Below are 22,360 nucleotides of genomic sequence, written 5' to 3'. Positions count from 1 at the left end.
ATCCTGATTATTTGAAGGTGTAGTTCACTTGAACAGCACTGATGTAAGCAGTACCTTCTGAGTCGAATGTGATCTCTTGATCTGCTGCGTTGGTTTCAGTGAACGAGCCGGACTTACTCTTAACAAAAGCAAAACCTGCATCGAAGGTTAGGTTCTCTTTCATTGCATAAGTCACGCCTGCGCTGTACCAGAAACGGTCGCTATCAGGGATACTCAATGTTGCTTCACCTGCTTGCTCGTCGTATGCGATACCAGCGCGAAGTGTCCATTGATTGTTTAGTGTGTATGTACCACCGAAGGAGTAACGGTTGTTGTCTTCATATTTCTCAGGTTTAAAGAAGCAAACGCCATCAACACAGTCTTTACTGGTTGCTTTTAGCTCTTTAAATGTGCTCCAGTCTGTCTGTTGCCATCCGTAGTGGATCGCCCATTTATCATTTAATTGATGGAATGCAGACAATTCGATAATGGATGGGAGAGAGATTTGTAAACGGCCATCGACTTTTGACGCATTAGCAATGCCAGAGTCATAGCTGCTAAATTCACCTTCATCGAAGTCTAAATCCACTTTGGAACGGTAACCGAATCCAAAACGGTTGTTTTCATTCAATTCGTAAAGGGCACCAATGTTCCAACCGAAAGCGAAAGTATCGCCTTCCATGCCGATTAGGTTGTCAGATTTTTTGCTTCCTGGGCCAAATAGCGGCGCCAATGAGCCTTTGTGGCGAGTAAGCTCTGCATGCGCGTAAACAATGTTAATACCACCACCAACGCTAAATTGTTCGTTGATGCGGTAAGCAATATTCGGGTTAATGTTGACTGAAAGTAGGGAAGTATCACCCGCCATGTCACCAGCAGAAATGTCATCTGGGTAATCGGTCGCGACACCGTAGGTTGTGAACATGCCAATACCCCAAGCCCATTTGTCGTTGATTGGGCTGATGTAGTAGCCAGCCGGAACGATTTGTAGTGGGGCAACGTCATTCGCGTGTTCTTTATGGAAAGTGTCATAGACGTTAACTTCAGGATCGACGACAGACAGCGCGCCTGAAAATTGAGCTTCTTTAAAAAGTGTCATCGCAGCTGGGTTGCGGGCTAATACGCTCGCATTGTCGGCTACTGCGCCTTCACCTGAAAATGCTCTACCAAGACCAGAAGCCGAGTGTTCGGCCACCTGAAAGCCCGCAGACTGGGCATTACACGCAAACAATATTGAAATTGTAAGCAGAGAGCAGTGCTTCTTGTTCATCCTTGACCCTCCTAGGGTGTCATTATATTAGACCGAAGTCTTTGTATTTGTTGTGTGCCTTTTACACCAGTTGCTGTCGGTTCGATTTACAACTGTAATGTAAATATAATGTTAATTGTATGTTTGTTAACTTGTCAAAGATCAGACGTATATTGCGTTTTAAATTTGATGCATAGGTCAAACCGCAATTAATAAGGTCATGTATTATGGTGATATTTTTGTAAAGAATGGTATGACCAGAGTTGTTTTGTAAATCTTATGATTAAAAGCCAATCAAATACGTGTTGTTAACATGCTTTTCGTTCGGTGCCATTGCAGGCATAATTCGCACTTTGTGTTTATCGCATTGGAAATCGCGTTGGAATTACTACACATTGAATTTTTAGGAAAGTCGCTCAGGCTTGAAGGCTCTATGGCGGGTTGGCAACAACTGTTTTGGGATAACACCTTAGTTTCGCAGATTGCTGCGAGCGATGATGACTCAGGCAAGACAGAGCATGAGTTCAAGCTCACTGCTGGAGAGGACGTTTTACATTGCCAATTGAGCTGTGAACTAAACTGGCAGCCATTTGACTTTAAGTATCAAGCGACAGTGAATGACTCACTGGTTGTCGAAGGGACTCGTGACGAAAAAGACATCGAACGCCAAGTACCGGTCGAACCGCCACCGGCAGAAAAGCGTTTTAGTCTAATTGGTATTGTGTCGCTCGGCATGAAAGCGTTGAAAAGCGCGAAGGTCATTAAGGTGGCGTTAGCCTCTGCAAGCCTTGCGGCATACTCATGGCTGTTTTCGATTGAGTTCGCCCTTGCATTGGTGGCATGTTTGGTTTTTCACGAATATGGCCATATCCGAGCGATGAAGTACTTTGGCATGAAGACCAAAGGCATTTATCTCATCCCATTTTTAGGTGGCTTAGCGCTAAGCGATGAAAAGATAAACACACGTTGGCAAGATGTGGTTATTTCCATCATGGGCCCGTTCTTTGGGTTAGTCCTCAGCATTCTATTCACCGTCTTATATTGGATGACAGGGGAGATGATCTTTGCGGGCCTTGCTGTGTTTAACGCCTTGTTAAACCTCTTCAACTTGCTGCCGATCTTGCCATTAGATGGCGGACATGTTCTTAAAAGTATCACTTTTTCAATGAATACATGGATTGGTTTGGCAGGGAGTATTGTCACGGCGTTGCTTGGCATCTACATCAGTTACACCTTCGGCTTAACGTTGCTTGGTTTCTTGCTATTGATGGGGATGTTAGAGGTGGTAATGGAATGGCGAACTCGACACCACAGTCATTTGCTGCCATTAACCCGATATGGGCAACTGTTCTCGTTTGCTTGGTACTTAGTTTCTATCGGTGGCTTTATTGCCATCATTTGGTACTTCGCTGGGTTAGGAGACAGCTTGTTAAGCTTGCCTTTGCAGATCTTAGGTACGTAGACGCAATAAGTAAAAACATAGACGTATAAAAAGAGCTCCGAAATGGAGCTCTTCTTGTTTGCGGCTTAAGGATAGTTCTTAGTTAGAATGCCTTGGGTTTTGAATCAACCACACTTGGGTGCTTTAACGTTAGATGCTGGCAGCGTTTTAATGGTTGCCTGTAGATCTCTAATACGAGTGCTGTGCGATGGGTGAGTTGAGAAAAACTCTGGTGGTTGAGCACCACCTGCAACGCTCATGTTTTTCCAAAGATCGACACTTTGGTTAGGATCGAAGCCAGCTTTTGCCATAAATCCAAGGCCAACAATATCGGCTTCAGATTCTTGAGTTCGTCCATAAGGAAGAATCACACCGTATTGAACACCCACACCAAGCGCCGCCATCGTCATCTGCTGGTATTGCTTGTATTCAGACGCACCGATTGCAACATTAGCAAGTGATAGCCCTGCATTGGCTAACTGGCTTTGAGACAAACGCTCATTACTGTGATCAGCTAAAACGTGTGCGACTTCGTGACCGATTACCGTTGCAAGTTGATCTTGGTTTTTCGCCACTTTCAGTAAGCCGGTATAAACACCAATTTTACCGCCCGGTAAAGCAAAGGCGTTTACCTGAGGGCTGTCAAACACAACCACTTCCCATTCTTTGAAGCCTGCTTGAGGCGGAATCGTGTCGGTGATTTGTTTCGCAACACATTGAACGTAGGCATTGGTCTTTTTGTCTTTACTGATTGGTATCTCTTTCTTCATTTGGTCGAATGACTTTGCGCCGAGCGATGACATCTCTTGGTCGGAAAACATCAAAATTTGGTTACGGCCAGTGGGCGAAGAGCTACACGCTGTTAGACCTGCAACGGTCAAAAGTACTGAGGCTTTAATCCATGTTCTCATAGCGGGGTCCATATAAATATTTTTTGTTTTGTACCAATAGTATAACGCTTAGTAAAGAAACGTTAAGTCATTATGTTGATCACGTTGAGACTTGCGTTTGACCTTGAAGTCGCGATGCGATCAGGACTATGCTAGGCGCACTTTTCATAGATAAACCGTCCAGTGCGATACGGGACGAGATAAGAGCGAAAAATGAGTATTTGGAAAAAGCCAATTAACTTAGACATTCTTAACGCCACGTCAAAAAATACCATGATGGAGCATCTGCAAATCGTCTATACCGATTTCACTGATGATTCACTGAGCGCGACCATGCCTGTGTGCAGCTTTACGCACCAACCATTGGGTATGCTGCATGGTGGTGCGTCTGTTGTACTTGCGGAAACGCTTGGTTCACTTGCTGCGAATTTCTGTGTTGAGGAAGGCTGTTACTGTGTTGGTTTGGACATTAATGCAAACCATGTTCGTGCGATGCGCAGTGGCCATGTTATTGGTACCGCAAAGCCTGTTCATTTGGGCGTGTCTACACAAGTGTGGCAAATCGAAATCACCGATGAACGCGGACGTCTGGTTTGTACGAGCCGTTTGACGATCGCAGTAAAACATCCGAAAGAAAAACAAGTTCAGTAAGAGAATACTCATATGGTCATTGAATTCTCTTTAGGAAAAATCATAGCAACGCAGCGTGAAATTGTTATCAAACTTACGGGTAGCGCGATGGTTACTTTGCAAGCACAAACTGATGCAATTCAGCTACTTGGACGTGGTGCGAATGTTGTTTTGGCTCATGGTGCGGAAACGAAATGGTCGATCAAACTCGACGATGAAGATCAATTACGCCAACTAGCGCAAGAAATTGGTATCGACATTCAATAATTTGCACGTCTGAGTTTGCACTTTTCACAAAAAATGAGGAAACTTAGTTTATCGTTATGAAAACTAAAATTTCCTCTTTATGAGTAGCCCTCGTTTACGCGTTCAGTTTGAAACGCTGTTTGAAAAATTTTCTGGTAATGACACGGATGTTCAGCTCGAAGACATTACCGAAGCACTCTTTTGTACTCGTCGAAACGCTCGAATCGTCCTCAATAAACTAGAGGAAGAAGGGTGGATCGAATGGCATCCTGCCGCAGGTCGAGGCAAGCTTTCTAAACTGATCTTCAAGCGCAATCGTAGCGATGTAAGTGAGAACCTTGCACGTCGTTACTTAGACGAAGGGAAAATAGGTCAAGCCCTTGAAGCGCTCGACAACGATGCAGCTAAGCTCACTCAGGTTATTCAGGGCTATTTAGGTCTGCAACATCGACAAGGTGAGCAGGTCGTTCGTTTACCTTATTACAGACCGCTTTCTATGTTGAACCCGCAAAAGCCAATGCGCCGTTCAGAGCAGCATATCGCGCGTCAGGTGTTCAGTGGCCTTACGAAACTCGACGACAACGAGCAGCTTCAACCCGATTTAGCGCATTACTGGGAAGCACTTTCAGATACACATTGGCGTTTCTATCTACGTCGTGGGGTTCGTTTTCATAATGGCGAACTGCTGACGACAGATTGCGTTATCGAAAGTATTGGGGCGTTAAGCGAACTCAACTTGTTCTCTCACATAGAAAAGGTCATCTCTCCAGAGCCTTGGACGGTAGACATCCATCTAGTACGCCCGGATAAGTACCTGCCACTTGCATTGAGTGAGTCACAAGCCAAAGTCTTATTACCAAGCAACTTACGTTCAGAAGAATTCGATAGAAAGCCAATCGGCACAGGCCCATTCCAAGTTAAAGTCAATGATGACAAACGCTTAATTCTGACGGCGTTTGATGGCTATTTTGGTTTGCGTCCACTCTTGGATCAAGTTGAAGTGTGGGTAATCGACGAGGCGTATTCTTCGATGGTTTACCCAAGTTTGACTAAGCCACAAATGGATAAACAAGCGTCGACGGATGAAGTCGAGCTCGATCCCGGTTGTACTTTCCTACTACTGAATAAAAATACAGGTATCGCAAAAGACCCAAGATGGGCGGAGTTTTTGAGTCAAACCTTGAACAGCTACCAAGTGTACTCCCATGTTCCCCAAGACAAGGTCATTGAACTAGGAGTGCTGCAAGCATTTGGATTAAAGCCTGGGTGGATTGACCTTAAACCGACAATGTCCGGTGACGCGCCCCAGAAAGAGAAAACCATTTGTGTCGCTTACCAAAAGAAACACCCTATGTTTCCTGTTATTGCTAAAGCGATCAAAACCTTGCTCAAGCCACATGGAATTGATGTGGAGTTCATTCGTTACGATACTCAGCCGCCTTCACCAGAAGAAGTGGATATTTGGATCAAAGCAATGGGCATTGCGACCAACCGTAACGACGCACTTGCAGGTTGGCTGTTGGATTACAGCGATATTGATAAGTTTAGTGCGGGTTATGATTTCTCCGGTTGGTCAACGCTGGTGGATCAATGGAGAGCGGGGCAACACACGGATTTTCCTGCCCGAGAGTTAGGCAGACAACTGGTAAAGAGCTGCCAAGTGATCCCGATGTTCCACTGTTGGTTAGGCGTGAACAAAGACCACAGCGGTGCGCTGCAAAACGCCAAATGTAACGCCTTAGGTTGGTTTGATTTCAGTACCGTGTGGGTAAAACCGAAGATAGAGAAAGATGGCGAAACCGAATAAGAAGCAACCGACCAAAACGGTTGAGATATTTTGTGCAAAATGTAAAACGCAGCTGTTTAAATATCGCAAAGGCGGTAAAGGGGCATTAGTGAAGTGCTTTAAAGAACGCATTGTTGAAGATTTCACCAACACACCTTGCATTTGCCCGGGTTGTGAACAAGAGTTTGCAAGAGACACGTTAGTAAGAGGAACACCTGCCTACAAGATGATTGGCGGCAAGGTGACGATGAAATAAGAGTCAGTTATGAGCGAACAACATGAATACTGCATGGTATTGAGTACCGCTGGCACGCAGAAGAACCGAGACGAGATCATCAAAGGTTTGTTGGAAGGTCAACTTGCTGCTTGTATACAGACCATGGCAATAGAGAGCCATTATGTGTGGAAAGGGGAAGTGTGTAGCGATAATGAGTGGTTGTTGATCATTAAAACACGCAAAGACTTATACGCATTGGTCGAAGACAAAATAAAAGACCTGCACGAATATGAGGTGGCTCAGATCGTACAGGTCCCAATTGTAGAAGGTTTTAACCCTTATTTAGAGTGGCTTCGCCAGTCGACGTTGAGTTGTCAGTAGAAGCAACGACAATATCGCACCCATGGTGTCACATAACATGTCTTTCTGGGCATCCCAAATATCGCCTTGCGATCCCAGGAAGGCAATTCCCTCATCACCGCCTGCAATTTCCGCATACCACCATTCGATGATCTCGTAGCCAGCTGCCAAAGACATAATGGCAAACAAAGCAAACCAACAAGCAAATCCAACACTGATCTTTTTCTTATTAATTAGATATTCAGCAATCGGGTAAGCGTATAAGCCAATCGAGAAGTGAGCTACACGGTCAAAGTTATTGCGCTCCGAGCCAATTAAGTTGTTGAACCAATCAAACGGAACCTCTGCAAACGTGTATTTGGCACCAATGGTATGAAGACAAAGCCAGATAAACATCAGTACATAAGCGGTATTGCTGAATTGGTAACGAATGGAAAGCGCCCAAATGGCAATGAGAATACCGATGGCTGGAACGATCTCTGCAAACCACACCGCGCGAGAGCTTGGCTCTAAGGCAGAAAACAAAAAAACAACGGCGTAGAAAATCGTTAAACCCAATAAGGTAGAAGTACTTTTCATAGAGAAATTGATCCTTCAATTGAAATCTGTGATTATGATTACACTTAATTGTACAGTGTGCAATTGTTTATTTTGTCGGGGAGATGCTTACTTTTTATGTTGATATATTGCCAAACTGCTCAACAATAAAACGTTTGCGCGTAAACATTTCATTAAAGTTTGATTTACAACATGGCCATCCATAGAATTCACCGCTCAGTCTAATAAAAAAGAAGTAAAGTCATGAAACTGGAAACTGTCGATTATCTTGCTGACGATGCTGCTCAACAGTTCGTCACCTCACTGCGCGAAACGGGCTTTGGTGTTCTTAAGAACCATCCAATTCCACAAGAGCTCGTCGAGTCTATTTACAAAAATTGGTACGAGTTCTTCTGTTCTGAACAAAAAAACGACTTCCAATTTAATGTTGAAACACAAGACGGTTATTTTCCACCATCAGTTTCTGAAGTCGCGAAGGGGCACTCAGTTAAAGACATTAAAGAGTACTTCCATGTTTACCCTTGGGGTCAAATGCCAGAGCAACTTAGAGAAGAAATTCTTGAGTACTACGAGCGCGCAAATGCCTTTGCTCAAGAGCTTCTTGGATGGGTGGAAGAGTATGCACCAAAAGAGGTTCAAGAGAAATTCTCTATCGCGTTGTCTGAAATGATCAACAACAGCGACAAAACACTACTACGCGTTCTGCATTACCCACCAATGACGGGCGAAGAGGAACCAGGTGCGATTCGTGCGGCAGCACATGAAGACATTAACTTGCTGACTGTTCTGCCAGCAGCAAACGAACCTGGCCTTCAGGTAAAGAGCAAAGAAGGTGATTGGTTAGATGTGCCATGTGACTTTGGTAATTTGATCATTAACATCGGTGACATGCTGCAAGAAGCATCTGGTGGTTACTTCCCATCCACGACTCACCGTGTGATTAACCCAACGGGTGGCCGTCAAGAGAAGTCTCGTATCTCGCTTCCATTGTTCCTACACCCGAAGCCAGATACGGTTTTGTCTGAGCGTTACACAGCGCATAGCTACCTAATGGAGCGCCTAAGAGAACTTGGCGTTATTTAAGCTAACGAGATCCTCCTTCAAAAGGCTGATGGTTTATGACTGTCAGCCTTTTTGTCTTTATGGTACAAATTGACTAGCTTTAATAACAGGTACTTAAAACGGTTAGGGGATACATGGACGAACAATTCGACGTTTGCCAAAACGGTCAGCAATACATGGAAAATCCATTGTTGTGGCCGATTCTAGAAATTCTCCGTAAACAACCAACGAGTTGGAAGGTGCACACACTTGCGCAAGAGCTCAGTGAGCACGATTATATTCCTCAGTTAGATCCATCTCCGGATAAAGACCTCTTTAAGCGCAATTTCTTGTTGATGAACGCGCTCTATCAACTGCAAGAAACGCTTTATCCAGACGGTTGGCTACAAATTGAAGCGATGAACATTGTGCTAATGTCTGCAATTGAAGCTTCCCGTCACAGCATCGACATTAATGACCCACTCAGAGAGTACTACCTTGATTGGAAAAATTACGAAGCCGATGAAGGCGAGGTACGTAGACTGCTCAATGATTTTTGGAGTCGATATCAACGCTACATTGGCGGAAGCAGTTTTAGCGATTTGGATCGAGCGAAAGCGTTAAGTTTATTTGAGTTGGGTTCGGAGGCGACTCGGGCGGATATTCGTAAGCAGTGGAGAAAGCTTGCATTACGGTGGCACCCAGATCGAGAGAACGGTGATGCAGATAGGTTTCGTATTCTCTGCGAGGCTTGGAATGTACTGCGTAGCGGATAAAACAAACGTTAGTCACAGTGTAACGTTATTTATCCTTTTACCTATCAGCTAGATACAAAAAAGGCAGCGTTCATCGCTGCCTTTTGCTATTTGTCTTGTCCAGTACTAACGAGAAGGTTTGAACTGAGACTTACGCATGCGGTTTAGGGCTGCCATTACATCCAATGTGCGTGGTTTTGCTAAGTCACCTTGTTTAGGTAGTGTCGCTTGCCATTCGCCAGAAAGCATGTCTTCGATTTCTTTTGCTGGGTGGTTACACCAACCCGGAAGTTGGGCAATTTGGAACCACAACCAACCAATCGTGTTTACTTCATCTGCGGATTCTAGTTGTTCAAGTGCACTTAGGTCTGCGAACTCTTTACCAAAGCGAAGAGAATCTTTGCCTTTCGCGTTCACGCGGAACTTACCGTCTGTCAGAATGTTCATCAGTGCTACTCGGTTCAACGCACGAGGGCGGAACGTTTGCAGACTTTCTTCAGATTCGTTATGACGCTGAGTAGGGTGCTGAGCAATCACTTGTTTTGCTTTTTCAGTTACATCAACCGCTTGGTAGTCGTGCATTTGGATTACGGTATCTGCAACGTCTAGGTAGTCGCCAGAACCACCCATAACGATGATGGTCGAGATCTCTAGCTCATCACGTAACTGGCCGATACGGTCAACTAATGGTGTAATTGGCTCATCACCTTTTGCTACCAACGCCTGCATGCGCTCATCACGGATCATAAAGTTGGTTGCTGAAGTATCTTCATCGATAAGCAAAGAACTTGCACCTGCTTCAATAGACTCTTGTAGCCAAGCCGCTTGAGAGGTAGAACCCGATGCGTCTTGTGTAGAGAAATCAGCCGTGTCTTTGTCCATTGGCAAGTGATTGATGTAGTTCGATAGGTTCAAGTGATGAACACAACGACCATCTTCCGCACGAATCTTCATCGCATTTCCATCTGTCACGATGTATTCGCGGCCATCGCCAGGAATGTGATCGTAGATAGAGCGTTCAACGGCATTCAACAACGTCGATTTACCATGGAAACCACCACCAACAATCAAAGTAATGCCTTTAGGGATACCCAAACCCGTTACGTAGCCTTTGTTAGGCGCATGTAGCGTAACTTGAAGGGATTCTGGCGCTTTGAACTCAACCGCGTCTTTCATCGGCAAGTCACAGTTACCTGCGATACGTGGAAGGATGCTGCCATTCGCCACAAAAGCAACCAAGTTGTTCGCCTCTAGCTGTTCACGTAGAGATGCTTGGTCTTCAATCACTTTACAGTGCTCAATCAACGCATCTTTGTTCAGCTCACGCTCTAGCGTCGCGCGACGGATAAACTTCGGCAAGTAGAAACTAAGGATGTTGTTGGCTTTCTTACCAAGAACAGAACGACCTTCTGCAGGCAAGTTAACGCGGAAGCGAAGTTCAATGCCTTCTTCAGTGAATAGCACTGCTGTGTTGTCTAGAACGGTTTGGCCGCTTAAAGAGATTGATACTGCGTTCTCTTGTTTCGCAAAGTCATCAAAGCTTCGAGCAATAAAGTCACGAGCCGCACGCTGAAATGCAGGTGATTCGTCTTTTAGCCACTCAAGACCGGTTAAAGACCACGCGCGAGTTGCACGTAGACGAGAAGCAGATGCGTATGGGTCGCCTTGAACGTAATCAATGTACAAGTCGAAATCACCGAAGTCGTATTGACCCTTGATTTGTTGGTATGCGCGGTAGTTCTGCTTTTCGATTTTCTTAAGCGTGGCAGTCAACTGATCCATGAAGATAATGGCCTTTTTATTGGAAGCGGGCGGCGATTATAGAAACCACCGCCTGCAGAGTAAAGGAAATGCTTAGGAAGAATAGGTGTATTGACCACCTAAAAGGTTTTGATTAAACAAACTTTGTTCAAATTCATTGCACGGCATAGGTTTACCATACAAAAAGCCTTGTCCAATATCGCAGCCTTCATTGATCAAAAACTGCTCTTGTTGGGCTGATTCAATGCCTTCTATGACCACTTGTAGATCGAGCTTTTTCGCAATGTGTATGATTGAACAAATGATGGCTCTGTCGTCATCAGATTTCTCCATTTGTTGAACAAAGCTTTTGTCGATCTTAATCGCGTCAAAAGGGTATTTTTTCAGATAACTGAATGATGCGTACCCCGTGCCAAAGTCATCAAGTGACAGTGTCACTCCAAGGTTATGTAATTTATTCAATGTGTTACGAGCCACGACTTCATCTGCAATCAACGCACTTTCAGTCACCTCTAACTCTAGGAAGTGTGCCGGCAGGTGGAAGGTTTCAAGGAGGTGTTCTATTTGCTCAGCGAAATTAACGTTTTGTAATTGGATCGGAGACACGTTCACTGCAATCTTGAAATTGTCCACCAGCTCAGACCACTGTTTGGCTTTATCAATCGCGGTTCTCAAGACAAAAGAGCCGACTTCGAAAATCAATCCGTTTTGTTCAGCCATGTGAATTAATGCTTCGTTGGATACATCACCCAAGACAGGATGACGCCATCGCAGTAGTGCTTCGGCACCTATCCATTTGTGCGTATGTGGAAGTACCTTAGGTTGGAAGTAAAGCATTAAGTCGTCGTTGCGAACGGCTTGTAATAGGTAGCTTTCAAGCTGATTGTGATTGTTCAGTTCTTGAGTGTGGCTCTCACAGAAGTAGTTGTACGATTCACCAGACTCTTTACATAGCAACATAGCATAACAGGCGTTTTGCAGCAGTTGTTTGGCGTGACTGCTTCTGTGCGCTTGAACGACGCCAATATAAGAGTGAAGGTGGACTTCGTTTTCATCAATGTGGAAGTTGCCGACGCTAACATGGGTGATGTCTTCAAGTAAGTGTTGGACTTTTGATTCGATATCTTCACCAGAGACAACAATCACCAAGTCGTTTGAACTTGGACGACCAGTCACAAAATAACTGGATTCGTTGTGGCCTAGGCGGAAGCGAAACTCTTTCAATACCTCGTCAAAGGCTTCAAATCCGTATTTTGTTTCGATACTGCGCGCGTTACTAAAACCGACGTTAATCACCACCAAAGATTGTTGGTCATGGTCCATGGTTTCTAAGATGTGGTCTAACACTTCTTCAAGTGCTACGCGGTTTAAAAAGCCCGTCCCATGATCGTGGGTTTGTTGATAGCTTACTTGCTTCTCTGCGGCCTTACGTCGATCAATTTCTTTTGTTAGCGAGTAGCTAAGTTGGGCGAGGTCCGTCGTTCTATTCTCGACTCTATTTTTCAGTTCGTTATTTAAGCGCAGTAGCTTATGTTGTTGGAAAACGACGGCTAGTTGAGCCTCTATAGATTCTTTAAATGTGCTCAATAGTTCTCGGTAGGTGTCATTGTACTGATTCTCTTTGGTATCGAGCATACAGATGGTGCCGAACGTTTCCCCGTTTGGCCAATAGAGTGGTAAGCCACAATACGAGATCATGCCGAGCTTAATATCAGGATTGTCTTTCCACTCGTCATCAATGAGCGCATTAGGAACGATGAGTTCGCGTTTGTTTTTAATGACATGCTCACAGTAAAGGCCATGACCTAGTTCTTCTTTGTCACCGACTTTGTAAGGGTTGTTATCAGTCTCGCTGGAGGTATTTACTTCAATGTGGTTTGGGTGGATACGCATGATCAGCGTCGTTGGGACATCCGCGATGCGCGCGAGCAGGTTGACGATATTTTGCCAGCTTTTCCGCATGGATTCGGGTATTTCGTAATCTAATGTTTGCAATGTACCCATATAGGTCATCCTTTCCCGTAATTTCACGTCCTGTGAATGAATATCGTTTTTGTTTTTGCGCGAGCTCGTTATTTAACCACTCGTTTATTTAAAGTATAGGGGGGGCGGATTCGGAAACAAAAAAAGTCCCGAAAACCTTTCAGGACTTTGAATTACTTGGCACTATCTCAATAGTGAGACGCTTTAAATTAAGGCTTTAATGCTTTCAGAGTCTTCATTGAGATGTCTTGAGCATAATCGACACCCTCAAAGTTAAAGCCGTTCAATTTCATAAACTCGCCTTTAAAGCCGTCGTAATCACCGATATCAGCGAAGTTGTCTGCGTTCATTTGCTCTAAAAGTGCAGAAACTTCTTCTTGCACTTGAGGATCTAACTCAAGATCATCGATACGAATCAAGCGTTCGCCATCAACGGGTACTTTGCTTTGGTCGTAAAGCTTTGTCGTGAACAGACGTTGCATTTGCTCAATACAACGCTCGTGAGTACCTTTCTCTTTCATTACGCGGTATAGCGCAAGTAGATAAGGGCTTAGGGCAGGGATGAACACACTTGCCTTGGTGACGAGCGCTTTACAGACTGTTGCGTAGGCAGCGCCGCCAAAGTTCGCCATCTTCATGTTCAATGCATGGCTGGTTTGGTGAAGGTCAACTTTTGCTCGGCCTAACGTACCATCTAGGTAAATTGGGTGTGTAACTTCAGGGCCCATGTAAGAAAAGGCAATCGTCTTACAACCCTTGGCAACAGATTCTGAGTTGATCAGTGTGTCTATCCAGCTTTCCCAGTCTTCACCACCCATTACTTTAATCGTGGCTTCTGCTTCTACTTCTGTTGCTGGCGCCAATGTGGACTCTACCCATTGATCGTTTTCCAGCATGATTGAAGCGCCCGTTACCGATTCTCCAATTGGCTTAATGACACTACGCCAAAATTCTTCAGATTCAGGCTTAGGGCGAACGCCTGTTGCTAAGCTGTAAATCACTAAATCTACTTCACCCTCAAAGTAGGTTTCAATGGCTTCAATAACTTGGCTGCGAACTGAGTCTGAGAAAGCATCACCAACGATGTTTACTGCAGTGCGTCCATGATGAATGGCTTCTTCTTTAAAAAAGATGTTGTTGTACCAACCAGCACTACCGACACTTTTGTCTGACGGACCGCGTTCAAATGAGACGCCAATGGTGTCTGCTTCAGCACCACCAAATGTAAGGGCGATACGGGCGGCCAAGCCAAAACCTGAAGAAGCACCGATGATCAAAACACGCTTGGGGCCATTTTTGATCTGCGGAGCTTGTTTAACGTATTCAATTTGCTCTTTGATGGAAGCGCGGCACCCATACGGATGTGCCGAACGAGCTACAACACCTTGAATCAACGGTTCTATTTGCATTTTTATTATCTAACCTTGGTGAATAATACTTTCGACAGGGTAACGTAAAGTTAGGTAAAACTTATTGAGCTAGACCAGTAAAATTAGAGATGTTTAACCAATTCTTCGGCGACGAAGTCGGCAATGAAAGGTTGAGCTTCCGGTTTAGGGTGCAGGCCATCGTCCATCATCCATTCTGGTTTGACGATGACGTGCTCTAAAAAGAATGGCATTAACGCGACTTGTTGATGCTCGGCGAGTTTCGGATAGATATCGTAGAACATATCACTGTATCGCTTACCATAGTTTGGCGGGACGCGGATTTGCATCATGACAACATCCGCACCAGAATCTTTGATCATGGTAATCATTTTCGATAAGTTCGACGTAATAACATTAGGTGGAAAACCACGAAGGCCATCGTTAGCGCCGAGTTCGATAAGAACAAGATCCGGTGTGTGTTGCTCAAGAAGAGAGGGTAAACGAGCTAAGCCATTGCCAGTGGTGTCTCCGGAGATGCTGCCGTTTACAACTTTTACATCTTGGCCGTGTTCTAATAAGGCATCAGGAAGTAAGCTAGGCCAGCTCTTCTCAATCGGCATTTGATAACCAGCGCTCAAGCTGTCGCCCAAAACAAGTACCTTTTCGCTCGCATGTGCGGTGGCGGAAAGGCAGAAAAAGAGAACTAAGGAAAGTATACGAATCATGCAAACACCTGTACTTAAAGCACCTATTGTTCAAGCTAATTTAGTTTCTAAACAAGTCTCTACTAATCAAGAGCAATTAACAATCCTTAAAAATGTAAATGTTGACATTAGAAAGGGTGAGAAGATTGCTATCGTTGGCACCTCTGGTGCCGGTAAATCGACGCTCATGACGCTGCTTGCTGGGCTAGATACGCCGACGTCTGGTGAAATCACGTTACTTGGACAAGAGCTATCTAAACTGGACGATGAAGCTCGCGCTAAAATCCGCGCAGATTCACTGGGATTTGTGTTTCAAAGCTTCTTGTTAATCCCGAGTTTGAGTGCACTACGTAACGTTACTCTTCCATGTCTTTTACGTGGTGAATCTGAAGATGATGCACGAGCGACAGAACTACTGACTGCGGTAGGGCTTGAGAAGCGTCTTGACCATTTGCCAAGTCAGTTATCCGGTGGTGAACAACAACGAGTTGCTCTAGCTCGCGCATTCATGACTCAGCCAGAACTGTTATTCGCCGATGAACCAACGGGCAACCTTGATCATCAAACGGCAGAGAAAGTCATTGAGCTTCTATTCGATCTTAATGAGCAGCATGGCACGACGCTGATCTTAGTTACGCATGACAGTCATTTAGCGAGTCGCTGTGACCGTGTCTACCGTATGGAAGCGGGTGAGCTAAAAGAGGAGGTGCTATGTCCGTGATCTCCTCAAGTGAACAAAGCTCTGCATCAAATAAAAAAGCTCATCAGTCGCCGAATAAAAGCTTGGTTGGTTGGAGCTTTGGGGAAATACGTCAAGGTAACTTGTGGCCGATTAGTGTCGCACTCATTCTTGTTATAGCCAGTATTTTTGCTTTGTCTGCGTTGGCAGAACGAATGGAGCAGGTCATCGTTAAGCAAGGCAAAGATGCATTAACAGCCGATGCCGTGTTTGTTTCAGCAAACCCTATTCCGGATACGCTTCTCACTTCAACTAAAGAGCTTGAGCGCTCGACCATGACGCGCTTTGCAACCATGGCATTCAGCGATAATGGTATGCAGCTTATCTCGGTACGCGGAGTCGATGAGCAATACCCATTGATGGGTGACTTGGTTTTGGACAATGACTCATCAGGGCACATAAAGCCAAATCAGTTGTGGTTGGATGAGCGCATCATGGCACAATTGGATGTTGATAAGGGTGACATTGTCACTATAGGCGACGCCGATTTCACGGTTTCCGGTGCCGTTTTGATGGAGCCAGGATTGAGTTTCAACCCTTTCCAACAAATGCCTTCTGCTTACATCCACAATAGCGACGTTGATAAAACTGGCGCTATTCAGGTAGGTAGCCGAGTACAATATCGCTTATTCCTTAAAGGGGATGATGCAACACTGACGCAACTGCAAGACAGCACTGAACTTTCGCCAAGTGACCGTTGGCGTACTCAGGATACGGCAAGTCGAAGCAATGAGGTGTTTGAACGTACAACGCAATACCTTTCTTTGACGGTAGCGATTGTCATCATCATGGCGGCAACGACCTTGGTTTTGACGTGTCAAAGCTACGTAAACAGCCGGACACAAACCATCGCGATGTTGAAAAGCTTAGGTGCGAGTCGTCGTTGGATTGAAAAGTGGTTATTGATTCAAGTTACCATTTTGCTGGTCAGTGCAAGCATTGTGGGCTTGTTGCTGGGTAGTGGTTTGGAGTATTTGTTACGAATTCCACTCAAGGACTTGCTGCCAAATCCACTACCTAGTTACGGTGTCACTCCGTTTTTAGTTTCTGTTGTTTCAGCGGTTCTGATTACGGTTCCTGCGCTGGGGATTCCGTTACTTGGTTTGATCAAAACGCCGGCTTTAGAAGTTCTGCAGCAAGGTTCAGGTAAACGTTCATGGAAGCGTATGTGGCTAGTGTTGGTTCCTGTGGTGCCATTGCTTATCCTTTACGCGAACAACACACTCGTTTGGATTGTACTTGCGGGAATCGCCGCATTGTTTGTTGTACTCGCAATAATGAGTGTGATGTTGACCAAGTTGTTCGCTCGCGTTTCAACTCGACCTGCAATGAAATTAGCCTTAAGTCGCATCAACCGTACGCCCGTGACAAGTGGATTGCAGTTTGGTGCATTATCACTGTCATTGATGTTGCTTTCTATTATCTGGCTTGTACGTAGTGACATACTTGCTGATTGGGCGAGAACACTCCCAGCGGATGCACCTAACGTCTTTGCATTGAACATCGCTGATTACGAACTTGATAGCTATGTGGAAACGTTGGACAAAAATGGCGTGACGCGGTCACAAGCTTTCCCGATCATTCGAGGACGGTTGGCTGAGATTAATGACGTGAGCGTCAAAGAGATCAAATCTGAAGGTCAGGGCTCTGATGCGGTGAGTCGTGAACTCAACCTTACTTGGGGAGATTCTCTACCAGAGTACAATGACATTCTTTCTGGAGAGTGGACCAACAAAGGTAGCGTATCGGTAGAAGCAGAAGTGGCCAGTGAGCTTGGCATTGAGTTGGGCGACAAATTACGATTTGTGATCAACAGTCAGAACTTCGATGCGACAGTCGACAGCATTCGTCATGTTGAATGGCGAGATATGAAGCCAAACTTCTACTTTATTTTTTCTTCGGATGTTATGGCGAGCTTGCCAGGTTCTTACCTGATTAGTTACCGCATTGGCGAAGAGAATGAAGCGCTCTTGGCATCTATGTCACGTGAGCACCCAACTGTTTCAGTGCTAGATATACGAACGATGGGCGATAAAATCCAAGAGCTTATTCAGCAGATTGTGTCAGCCATTACCATCTTGGCGTTGTTAGGCGTTGTCGCTGGCTTATTGTTGATATTCACATTGCTTCGATTGAGCTTGTCTCAACGTCAGCAAGAAATTCGACTTTACCGAACTCTCGGGTCTAGCAAAAAACGGATTAACACGACATTGTGGGCGGAATACGGAATTATGGCTCTCGTCGCAAGTGGTGTGGCGGTTTTTGCAGCCGAGCTTTGTGTCGCTGCGGTGATGAAGTATGGCTTCGAGTTGAATGCGCAAATCCACCCAGAATTGTGGATAGCTTTACCATTTGCTACGTTTGCCGTTCTCGCCTTGGTCGTTATGAGTCTTTTGAAAAGATTGTTAACGCCAGTAAACACTTAATTAGCTTGTAATAAGGCAAAACGGAAGCACTCCATGACAGTTTTATTTTAGTTATCCACAAAAACAGTGGATAACTTTTGGGATAACTGAAGTGTTAATAAAGTGGGGTGTTTCCGCAGGCTTTACGCCATGGGTGTTAGCGTTAAATTATTATTCACAAAGGGTCAAAATCGGGCTTTCCCAACAACCTCGTCAAGCACTTTTTTCGGAAATTTTTTGCTCTCGAAAGTAACTTTTCGCGTATACCTTTAACAAATGCAAACCCATGAACTTTTTGTGATTTTAATCATAGTCAAACCCGAGTAGAATCCACATTAAGTAAAGATTTCTCCTTATAAAATTTCAGTGAAGCAATGAAGTCTGAGTTTCCAAATCGTAAAGATAAACACATCGCTATTGTTGGTGGCGGTGTCGCTGGCTCTACCGCGGCAATCCACTTTGCCGAGTTAGGTTTTAAAGTCTCCATTCTCGAGAAAGGGGTCTCATTAGTAAATGGACCTCCGATCTGCCACCTACACGCAGGCGGAAACCTTTATCGTGAGATTTCCGAACAGCAATGTTTGGATCTTCTGACTCAATCGATCGACACAATCCGATTGTATCCACATTCACTGAACATTCGTCCTACCATCATTGCCGTGCCTCATTCAGATGGAGGAGACCCAGAAGCATTATTACCTCGATTAGAAGTAATTAAACGTGCTTATCAATCTCTGGTTGAACAAGACACAAGTAATCAGGTGTTGGGAGAACCAGACGAGTATTACAAGTTGTACTCCAAAGAGGCCCTCATGGCGCTTTCTAAGCTTGTACAGCCACAACACCCGCAAAGCATTGACGAGTGGGCTATCCCGTTTGCTCAGCACGCAGACCTTGATGCGCTCAAGTATCCAGTGGTCGCTGTTCAGGAATACGGATGGAGCGTATTTAGGCTTGCAGCTGTAGCGAACATGACGCTAGAACAACTTCCTAATGTTGATGTACTGACGCAAGCAGAGCTAAAACACACCCATTGGAGTGGCTCTGATTGGGAACTGGCTTACCTTCAAGCTGATGAACAAAAGACACTACGTTGTGATTACTTAGTTAATGCTTGTGGCTTTGAGACCGGCGCAGTTGATGATGCGATTGGCGTAAAGCGCGATCGACTTGTCGAATTCAAAGCGGCTTACGTTACCCGTTGGAATGAATGTACTCAACAATGGCCAGAAGTGATCTTCCATGGCCCTCGCGGTACAGACAAAGGCATGGCTCAATTAACGCCCTACGGTGATGGTTACTTCCAATTACATGGAATGACCAAAGGCATCACGCTGTTTGATGATGGTTTGGTGGAAAGCTCAAACATTTCTGCACAACCTGAGTTACCAACCAGTTTACTGTCAAAAATACGCAACGGGTGGCGACAAGAGATCCTCGATGAGCGTACTGATAATGCGATTAAGCATATGTCTCAATTCATTCCGGATTATCAAAGTGCAGTGAAAGGCGGGAAAGCACTGTTCGGTGCGCAGCAAATCCCAGGTACTGACCCTGTATTGCGTGCAGCAGACGTGACATTTGAAGACAACAACTATGCTCGAATTGAAGTAGTTAAAGCTTCTTCAACGCTACTAGCAGCTCAGAAAATGGCGCAATATTGGTTTGATATAGCTCCGAATGCCAATGTGGAACTTGAACATCCTGTAACGGTACATTGGAGTGAAGAAGACATAGAGCAGTTTGCGGTAAAACTCACTCAAGAGCGCGGTTATCCAAAAGCATTGGCAGAGCGCTACGGGATGTAGCGCTCACAATTTAATGACGACTTTAGATGGGCTTAGTAACCAAAAAACTGAGCCCATTGACACCACACATCTTGCAGGCCTTGTCTGTCTCCTCTGGCGAAACTCACTGCTTGCCCGGGTTTAGCTTGCGCCAAGCGTGGCAGATCAATTCTTGCGACACAACCAAACTTCGGATAGCCACCAATGGTCTGGTGGTCGTTCAATAAGACGATCGGGTTGCCATCGTTTGGAATCTGAATAGAGCCCAGTGCAATACCTTCTGAAAGCACGCCGTCATAGGGCGGCTGTATCGTTTTACCCTCAAGACGATAACCCATACGATTTGAATTGGGTGATATCTTAAAGCTAGCAGAATAGAAATCATCAATAGACTGCTGGGAAAAATCTTCGAACTGGTAGCCTTCGATCACTCTCAGTTTTAATGGCAAGTTGTAATCTGGTTTAAATCGGAACGTCATCTGTTTGGGTTTTGACGTTGGAAGCGAGTGTGGCTCAAAGCTAATAATATCTCCGGCTTTCAAAGGCTCACCATCTTTTGTCATACCGCCGAGAGATTCTCTCACTACCGTAGACGTGCTCCCTAGGTGTTTCTCAACACTAAATCCGCCTTTAACAGCAAGATACGCACGTAAACCATTCTTTGGCATTCCGAACTTAAGTGTCTGGCCTTTTCTGAGGCAAAAGTCAGACCAATTAGAGATAGGCTCACCGTTTACTGATGCATTAAGATCACCGCCACAAAGGGCCAAATGACAATCGGCTAGGGCTTTAAAGCTCGCATTACCCAATGTGATTTCGATAACAGAGCAGTTAACGGGGTTGCCTAGAAGATGATTCGACCAACTGTAAGCATAATCATCGACAGGGCCGCTTTGAGTTATCCCAATATGAGCAAGGCCAAAACGACCAAAATCTTGAATCAAAGAGAGTGGGCCCGGCTTTTCTACTAACAATCCTACGAAGCCCATAAAACGCCTCCTAAACTGACAAACTCTTGTTTGGATATTGAACCAAACGTGACCTTGTCACCAACCTCAAAAGGGATGAAGGGTGGAGTATCAGTGAATAACGAGATTGGCGTACGGCCTATGATGTTCCATCCACCAGGGCTGTCGGATGGATAGACTGCGGTTTTACTGTCGGCAATCGCCACGCTTCCGGCAGGTACATTGGTACGAGGTGTATGGTGTCTTGGCATGTGAAGTTCTGGACTTACATCCGACAGAAAAGCAAAGCCCGGAGCGAACCCAATGGCTGAAACGGTATAAACAGGCTTGGTATGCAGTTCAATAAGCTTGTCCATTGATAGCCCATTTTGTTGAAATCGTTCCAAATCGAGAGCCGTTTCATTCGAATAATAAACGGGAATAGAAATGTAGTTCGGCTGTTTGTTGTCCATAGACTGAACGTCAAAGCGGCTCACGATCTCATTGAGCGTTTGGAGTATCACAGACTCTTGAACTCTAAAGGGCAGGTAGTCAATCAAAATGGTGCGGTAAGAAGGAACCACATTCATTACGATGAGATTGAGTTTATCTACAATTTGATGTGCTAACTCGCCTATGTGCTCAACAGTAATAGTTTCATCAAAGCGAATTAGAATGCTGCATTCAGATATAGGAGAGATCGAAAACTGCCCTTGATTCATTAATTTCCTCCGGTGTAGAGACTCTGACGAATTTTTTGAATCAACGCGATAGATTCATCATTATCGCCATGTACACAAATCGTGTCGGCCTCTAACAAAATATATTGCCCAGATGTCGTTTTTACTCGACCTGATTCTGCCAGCATTCTGACTTGTTCTAGTATTGCATGTTCGCTGTTTAGTACCGCATTAGCTTGTGTTCTTGGCGTTAGTAACCCGTCATCTTGATAAAGGCGGTCCGCGAATGCTTCGAAGAGTAGAGGTACATCAAAATCATCGGCAATTTCTAAGTATTTTTCGTTTTCTTGGGACGCCAATATCATAAGAGGCACTTTAAACAGGGCTGCCGCTTTAACGACCGCTAAGAAAATACCATCACTTAGCATCATGTCGTTGTAGAGTGCTCCGTGAGGCTTGATGTAACCAATATCAGTATATTGTGCCTTACACAGAGCCTGGAGTGCGCCAACTTGGTAAATCACCATATTAGTGATTTCTTCGTAGGTCATCTTTAAGCTGCGGCGTCCAAACCCTTGTAAGTCTGGATAACCAGGATGCGCACCAATTTCAACGTCATGTTGATTAGCGAGGGTAATGGTATCGTGCATGACATTAGGATCAGACGCGTGGAAGCCACAAGCAATGTTCGCCATGTCTATGAAAGGCATTACGCTTTCATCTGCACCCATGGTCCATGCGCCATAGCTTTCGCCCATATCGCAGTTTAGTGTTAGTTGCTGGTTGTTCAATGTCATACGTTTATTGTGTCCAAAGTATGCTTAAAAATGCA

Annotated in this window: 21 protein-coding genes; 11 read left to right on the top strand and 10 right to left on the bottom strand. The window is 44.9% G+C overall.

Annotation, left to right across the window (positions count from 1 at the left end):
• Positions 1-7: 7 nt before the first annotated feature.
• Complete coding sequence (locus KJB05_RS23555) at positions 8-1,249, bottom strand: outer membrane protein transport protein (RefSeq protein ID WP_005435122.1); 1,242 nt, start codon at positions 1,247-1,249, stop codon at positions 8-10.
• Positions 1,250-1,661: 412 nt separating this feature from the next.
• On the opposite strand from KJB05_RS23555, the gene KJB05_RS23550 reads away from it, so the two are divergent.
• A complete protein-coding gene (locus tag KJB05_RS23550) occupies positions 1,662-2,690 on the top strand; it encodes a site-2 protease family protein (RefSeq protein ID WP_208444265.1) in 1,029 nt (342 codons plus the stop codon).
• A 104-nt stretch (positions 2,691-2,794) separates the two neighbouring features.
• Here KJB05_RS23550 and KJB05_RS23545 read toward each other — a convergent pair whose 3' ends face one another.
• A complete protein-coding gene (locus tag KJB05_RS23545; RefSeq protein ID WP_009704459.1) occupies positions 2,795-3,580 on the bottom strand; it encodes a M48 family metallopeptidase in 786 nt (261 codons plus the stop codon).
• 192 nt (positions 3,581-3,772) lie between these two features.
• Here KJB05_RS23545 and KJB05_RS23540 point away from each other — a divergent pair, with 192 nt between their 5' ends.
• The 5 genes from KJB05_RS23540 (at position 3,773) to cutA (ending at position 6,819) form a co-directional block, all read left to right on the top strand.
• Entirely contained in the window at positions 3,773-4,210 is a 438-nt protein-coding gene (locus KJB05_RS23540) for a hotdog fold thioesterase (protein WP_208444220.1), read from the top strand.
• A gap of 12 nt (positions 4,211-4,222) precedes the next feature.
• Positions 4,223-4,456: a DUF3389 domain-containing protein gene (locus KJB05_RS23535; RefSeq protein ID WP_020196912.1), complete on the top strand. Its 234-nt coding sequence runs from the start codon at positions 4,223-4,225 to the stop codon at positions 4,454-4,456.
• Positions 4,457-4,535: 79 nt separating this feature from the next.
• Positions 4,536-6,242 carry an SgrR family transcriptional regulator gene (locus tag KJB05_RS23530; protein ID WP_005435131.1) on the top strand — a complete coding sequence of 569 codons (1,707 nt, stop codon included), beginning with the start codon at positions 4,536-4,538 and terminating at the stop codon, positions 6,240-6,242.
• Complete coding sequence (locus KJB05_RS23525) at positions 6,226-6,477, top strand: hypothetical protein (protein ID WP_009704455.1); 252 nt, start codon at positions 6,226-6,228, stop codon at positions 6,475-6,477. The genes KJB05_RS23530 and KJB05_RS23525 overlap by 17 nt, the downstream gene beginning before the upstream one ends.
• A 9-nt stretch (positions 6,478-6,486) precedes the next feature.
• The gene (cutA, locus tag KJB05_RS23520; RefSeq protein WP_009704454.1) at positions 6,487-6,819 is read left to right on the top strand and encodes a divalent-cation tolerance protein CutA; all 333 of its coding nucleotides are present in this window, start codon (positions 6,487-6,489) and stop codon (positions 6,817-6,819) included.
• Here the strand turns inward: cutA and KJB05_RS23515 are convergent.
• On the bottom strand, positions 6,781-7,377 hold the full coding sequence (locus KJB05_RS23515; protein ID WP_005435133.1) for a DUF2238 domain-containing protein: 597 nt from the start codon (positions 7,375-7,377) through the stop codon (positions 6,781-6,783). The two genes, cutA and KJB05_RS23515, sit on opposite strands and share 39 nt — an antisense overlap.
• Positions 7,378-7,599: 222 nt before the next feature.
• On the opposite strand from KJB05_RS23515, the gene KJB05_RS23510 reads away from it, so the two are divergent.
• Positions 7,600-8,439 (top strand): 2OG-Fe(II) oxygenase family protein, encoded by an 840-nt coding sequence (locus KJB05_RS23510; protein ID WP_009704452.1) that lies wholly within the window; start codon positions 7,600-7,602, stop codon positions 8,437-8,439.
• A 113-nt stretch (positions 8,440-8,552) separates the two neighbouring features.
• On the top strand, positions 8,553-9,173 hold the full coding sequence (locus KJB05_RS23505; protein WP_208444221.1) for a DNA-J related domain-containing protein: 621 nt from the start codon (positions 8,553-8,555) through the stop codon (positions 9,171-9,173).
• A 105-nt stretch (positions 9,174-9,278) separates the two neighbouring features.
• Here the strand turns inward: KJB05_RS23505 and KJB05_RS23500 are convergent, their stop codons facing one another.
• The 4 genes from KJB05_RS23500 to tesA all read right to left on the bottom strand — a co-directional run bounded on the left by KJB05_RS23500 (position 9,279) and on the right by tesA (position 14,991).
• A complete protein-coding gene (locus KJB05_RS23500; protein ID WP_208444222.1) occupies positions 9,279-10,934 on the bottom strand; it encodes an ABC-ATPase domain-containing protein in 1,656 nt (551 codons plus the stop codon).
• 72 nt (positions 10,935-11,006) lie between these two features.
• Positions 11,007-12,917: an EAL domain-containing protein gene (locus KJB05_RS23495; protein ID WP_199483141.1), complete on the bottom strand. Its 1,911-nt coding sequence runs from the start codon at positions 12,915-12,917 to the stop codon at positions 11,007-11,009.
• Positions 12,918-13,105: 188 nt separating this feature from the next.
• Positions 13,106-14,305 (bottom strand): enoyl-ACP reductase FabV, encoded by a 1,200-nt coding sequence (gene fabV, locus KJB05_RS23490; protein WP_208444223.1) that lies wholly within the window; start codon positions 14,303-14,305, stop codon positions 13,106-13,108.
• A gap of 83 nt (positions 14,306-14,388) precedes the next feature.
• Positions 14,389-14,991: a multifunctional acyl-CoA thioesterase I/protease I/lysophospholipase L1 gene (gene tesA / locus KJB05_RS23485; RefSeq protein WP_078609514.1), complete on the bottom strand. Its 603-nt coding sequence runs from the start codon at positions 14,989-14,991 to the stop codon at positions 14,389-14,391.
• On the opposite strand from tesA, the gene KJB05_RS23480 reads away from it, so the two are divergent.
• From KJB05_RS23480 to KJB05_RS23470, 3 genes are all read left to right on the top strand, one after another.
• Positions 14,990-15,691, top strand: a complete 702-nt coding sequence (locus tag KJB05_RS23480) for an ABC transporter ATP-binding protein (RefSeq protein ID WP_005435141.1) — start codon at positions 14,990-14,992, stop codon at positions 15,689-15,691. The genes tesA and KJB05_RS23480 overlap by 2 nt on opposite strands.
• Positions 15,682-18,135 (top strand): FtsX-like permease family protein, encoded by a 2,454-nt coding sequence (locus KJB05_RS23475; RefSeq protein WP_208444224.1) that lies wholly within the window; start codon positions 15,682-15,684, stop codon positions 18,133-18,135. The genes KJB05_RS23480 and KJB05_RS23475 overlap by 10 nt, the downstream gene beginning before the upstream one ends.
• A 353-nt stretch (positions 18,136-18,488) precedes the next feature.
• Positions 18,489-19,922, top strand: coding sequence for an FAD-dependent oxidoreductase (locus KJB05_RS23470; protein ID WP_208444225.1), 1,434 nt, complete (start codon positions 18,489-18,491; stop codon positions 19,920-19,922).
• A 32-nt stretch (positions 19,923-19,954) separates the two neighbouring features.
• Here KJB05_RS23470 and KJB05_RS23465 read toward each other — a convergent pair whose 3' ends face one another.
• From KJB05_RS23465 to KJB05_RS23455, 3 genes are read right to left on the bottom strand one after another with little or no spacing between them, the layout of a single operon-like run.
• Positions 19,955-20,890: a biotin-dependent carboxyltransferase family protein gene (locus KJB05_RS23465; protein WP_208444226.1), complete on the bottom strand. Its 936-nt coding sequence runs from the start codon at positions 20,888-20,890 to the stop codon at positions 19,955-19,957.
• Positions 20,878-21,570 (bottom strand): carboxyltransferase domain-containing protein, encoded by a 693-nt coding sequence (locus tag KJB05_RS23460; protein ID WP_208444227.1) that lies wholly within the window; start codon positions 21,568-21,570, stop codon positions 20,878-20,880. Before KJB05_RS23460 ends, KJB05_RS23465 begins: the two co-directional genes overlap by 13 nt.
• Entirely contained in the window at positions 21,570-22,325 is a 756-nt protein-coding gene (locus KJB05_RS23455; protein WP_009704442.1) for a 5-oxoprolinase subunit PxpA, read from the bottom strand. The genes KJB05_RS23460 and KJB05_RS23455 overlap by 1 nt, the downstream gene beginning before the upstream one ends.
• Positions 22,326-22,360 lie beyond the last annotated feature (35 nt).

It is taken from the genome of Vibrio sp. B1ASS3 (assembly GCF_905175355.1).
Taxonomy (GTDB): domain Bacteria; phylum Pseudomonadota; class Gammaproteobacteria; order Enterobacterales; family Vibrionaceae; genus Vibrio; species Vibrio owensii.
The sequence above is the reverse complement of the archived record's forward strand: the minus strand, read 5'-3'. Positions and strand labels throughout refer to the sequence as shown.

Excerpts from the sequence above, each read along its gene's own strand:
- KJB05_RS23500 (WP_208444222.1), bottom strand. The coding sequence starts at position 10,934 with ATGGATCAGTTGACTGCCACGCTTAAGAAAATCGAAAAGCAGAACTAC.
- KJB05_RS23535 (WP_020196912.1), top strand. The coding sequence starts at position 4,223 with ATGGTCATTGAATTCTCTTTAGGAAAAATCATAGCAACGCAGCGTGAA.
- KJB05_RS23465 (WP_208444226.1), bottom strand. The coding sequence starts at position 20,890 with ATGGGCTTCGTAGGATTGTTAGTAGAAAAGCCGGGCCCACTCTCTTTG.
- KJB05_RS23475 (WP_208444224.1), top strand. The coding sequence starts at position 15,682 with ATGTCCGTGATCTCCTCAAGTGAACAAAGCTCTGCATCAAATAAAAAA.
- KJB05_RS23455 (WP_009704442.1), bottom strand. The coding sequence starts at position 22,325 with ATGACATTGAACAACCAGCAACTAACACTAAACTGCGATATGGGCGAA.
- KJB05_RS23550 (WP_208444265.1), top strand. The coding sequence starts at position 1,662 with ATGGCGGGTTGGCAACAACTGTTTTGGGATAACACCTTAGTTTCGCAG.
- KJB05_RS23495 (WP_199483141.1), bottom strand. The coding sequence starts at position 12,917 with ATGGGTACATTGCAAACATTAGATTACGAAATACCCGAATCCATGCGG.
- KJB05_RS23525 (WP_009704455.1), top strand. The coding sequence starts at position 6,226 with ATGGCGAAACCGAATAAGAAGCAACCGACCAAAACGGTTGAGATATTT.
- KJB05_RS23460 (WP_208444227.1), bottom strand. The coding sequence starts at position 21,570 with ATGAATCAAGGGCAGTTTTCGATCTCTCCTATATCTGAATGCAGCATT.
- cutA (WP_009704454.1), top strand. The coding sequence starts at position 6,487 with ATGAGCGAACAACATGAATACTGCATGGTATTGAGTACCGCTGGCACG.
- fabV (WP_208444223.1), bottom strand. The coding sequence starts at position 14,305 with ATGCAAATAGAACCGTTGATTCAAGGTGTTGTAGCTCGTTCGGCACAT.
- KJB05_RS23470 (WP_208444225.1), top strand. The coding sequence starts at position 18,489 with ATGAAGTCTGAGTTTCCAAATCGTAAAGATAAACACATCGCTATTGTT.
- tesA (WP_078609514.1), bottom strand. The coding sequence starts at position 14,991 with ATGATTCGTATACTTTCCTTAGTTCTCTTTTTCTGCCTTTCCGCCACC.
- KJB05_RS23515 (WP_005435133.1), bottom strand. The coding sequence starts at position 7,377 with ATGAAAAGTACTTCTACCTTATTGGGTTTAACGATTTTCTACGCCGTT.
- KJB05_RS23530 (WP_005435131.1), top strand. The coding sequence starts at position 4,536 with ATGAGTAGCCCTCGTTTACGCGTTCAGTTTGAAACGCTGTTTGAAAAA.
- KJB05_RS23540 (WP_208444220.1), top strand. The coding sequence starts at position 3,773 with ATGAGTATTTGGAAAAAGCCAATTAACTTAGACATTCTTAACGCCACG.
- KJB05_RS23555 (WP_005435122.1), bottom strand. The coding sequence starts at position 1,249 with ATGAACAAGAAGCACTGCTCTCTGCTTACAATTTCAATATTGTTTGCG.
- KJB05_RS23510 (WP_009704452.1), top strand. The coding sequence starts at position 7,600 with ATGAAACTGGAAACTGTCGATTATCTTGCTGACGATGCTGCTCAACAG.
- KJB05_RS23480 (WP_005435141.1), top strand. The coding sequence starts at position 14,990 with ATGCAAACACCTGTACTTAAAGCACCTATTGTTCAAGCTAATTTAGTT.
- KJB05_RS23505 (WP_208444221.1), top strand. The coding sequence starts at position 8,553 with ATGGACGAACAATTCGACGTTTGCCAAAACGGTCAGCAATACATGGAA.
- KJB05_RS23545 (WP_009704459.1), bottom strand. The coding sequence starts at position 3,580 with ATGAGAACATGGATTAAAGCCTCAGTACTTTTGACCGTTGCAGGTCTA.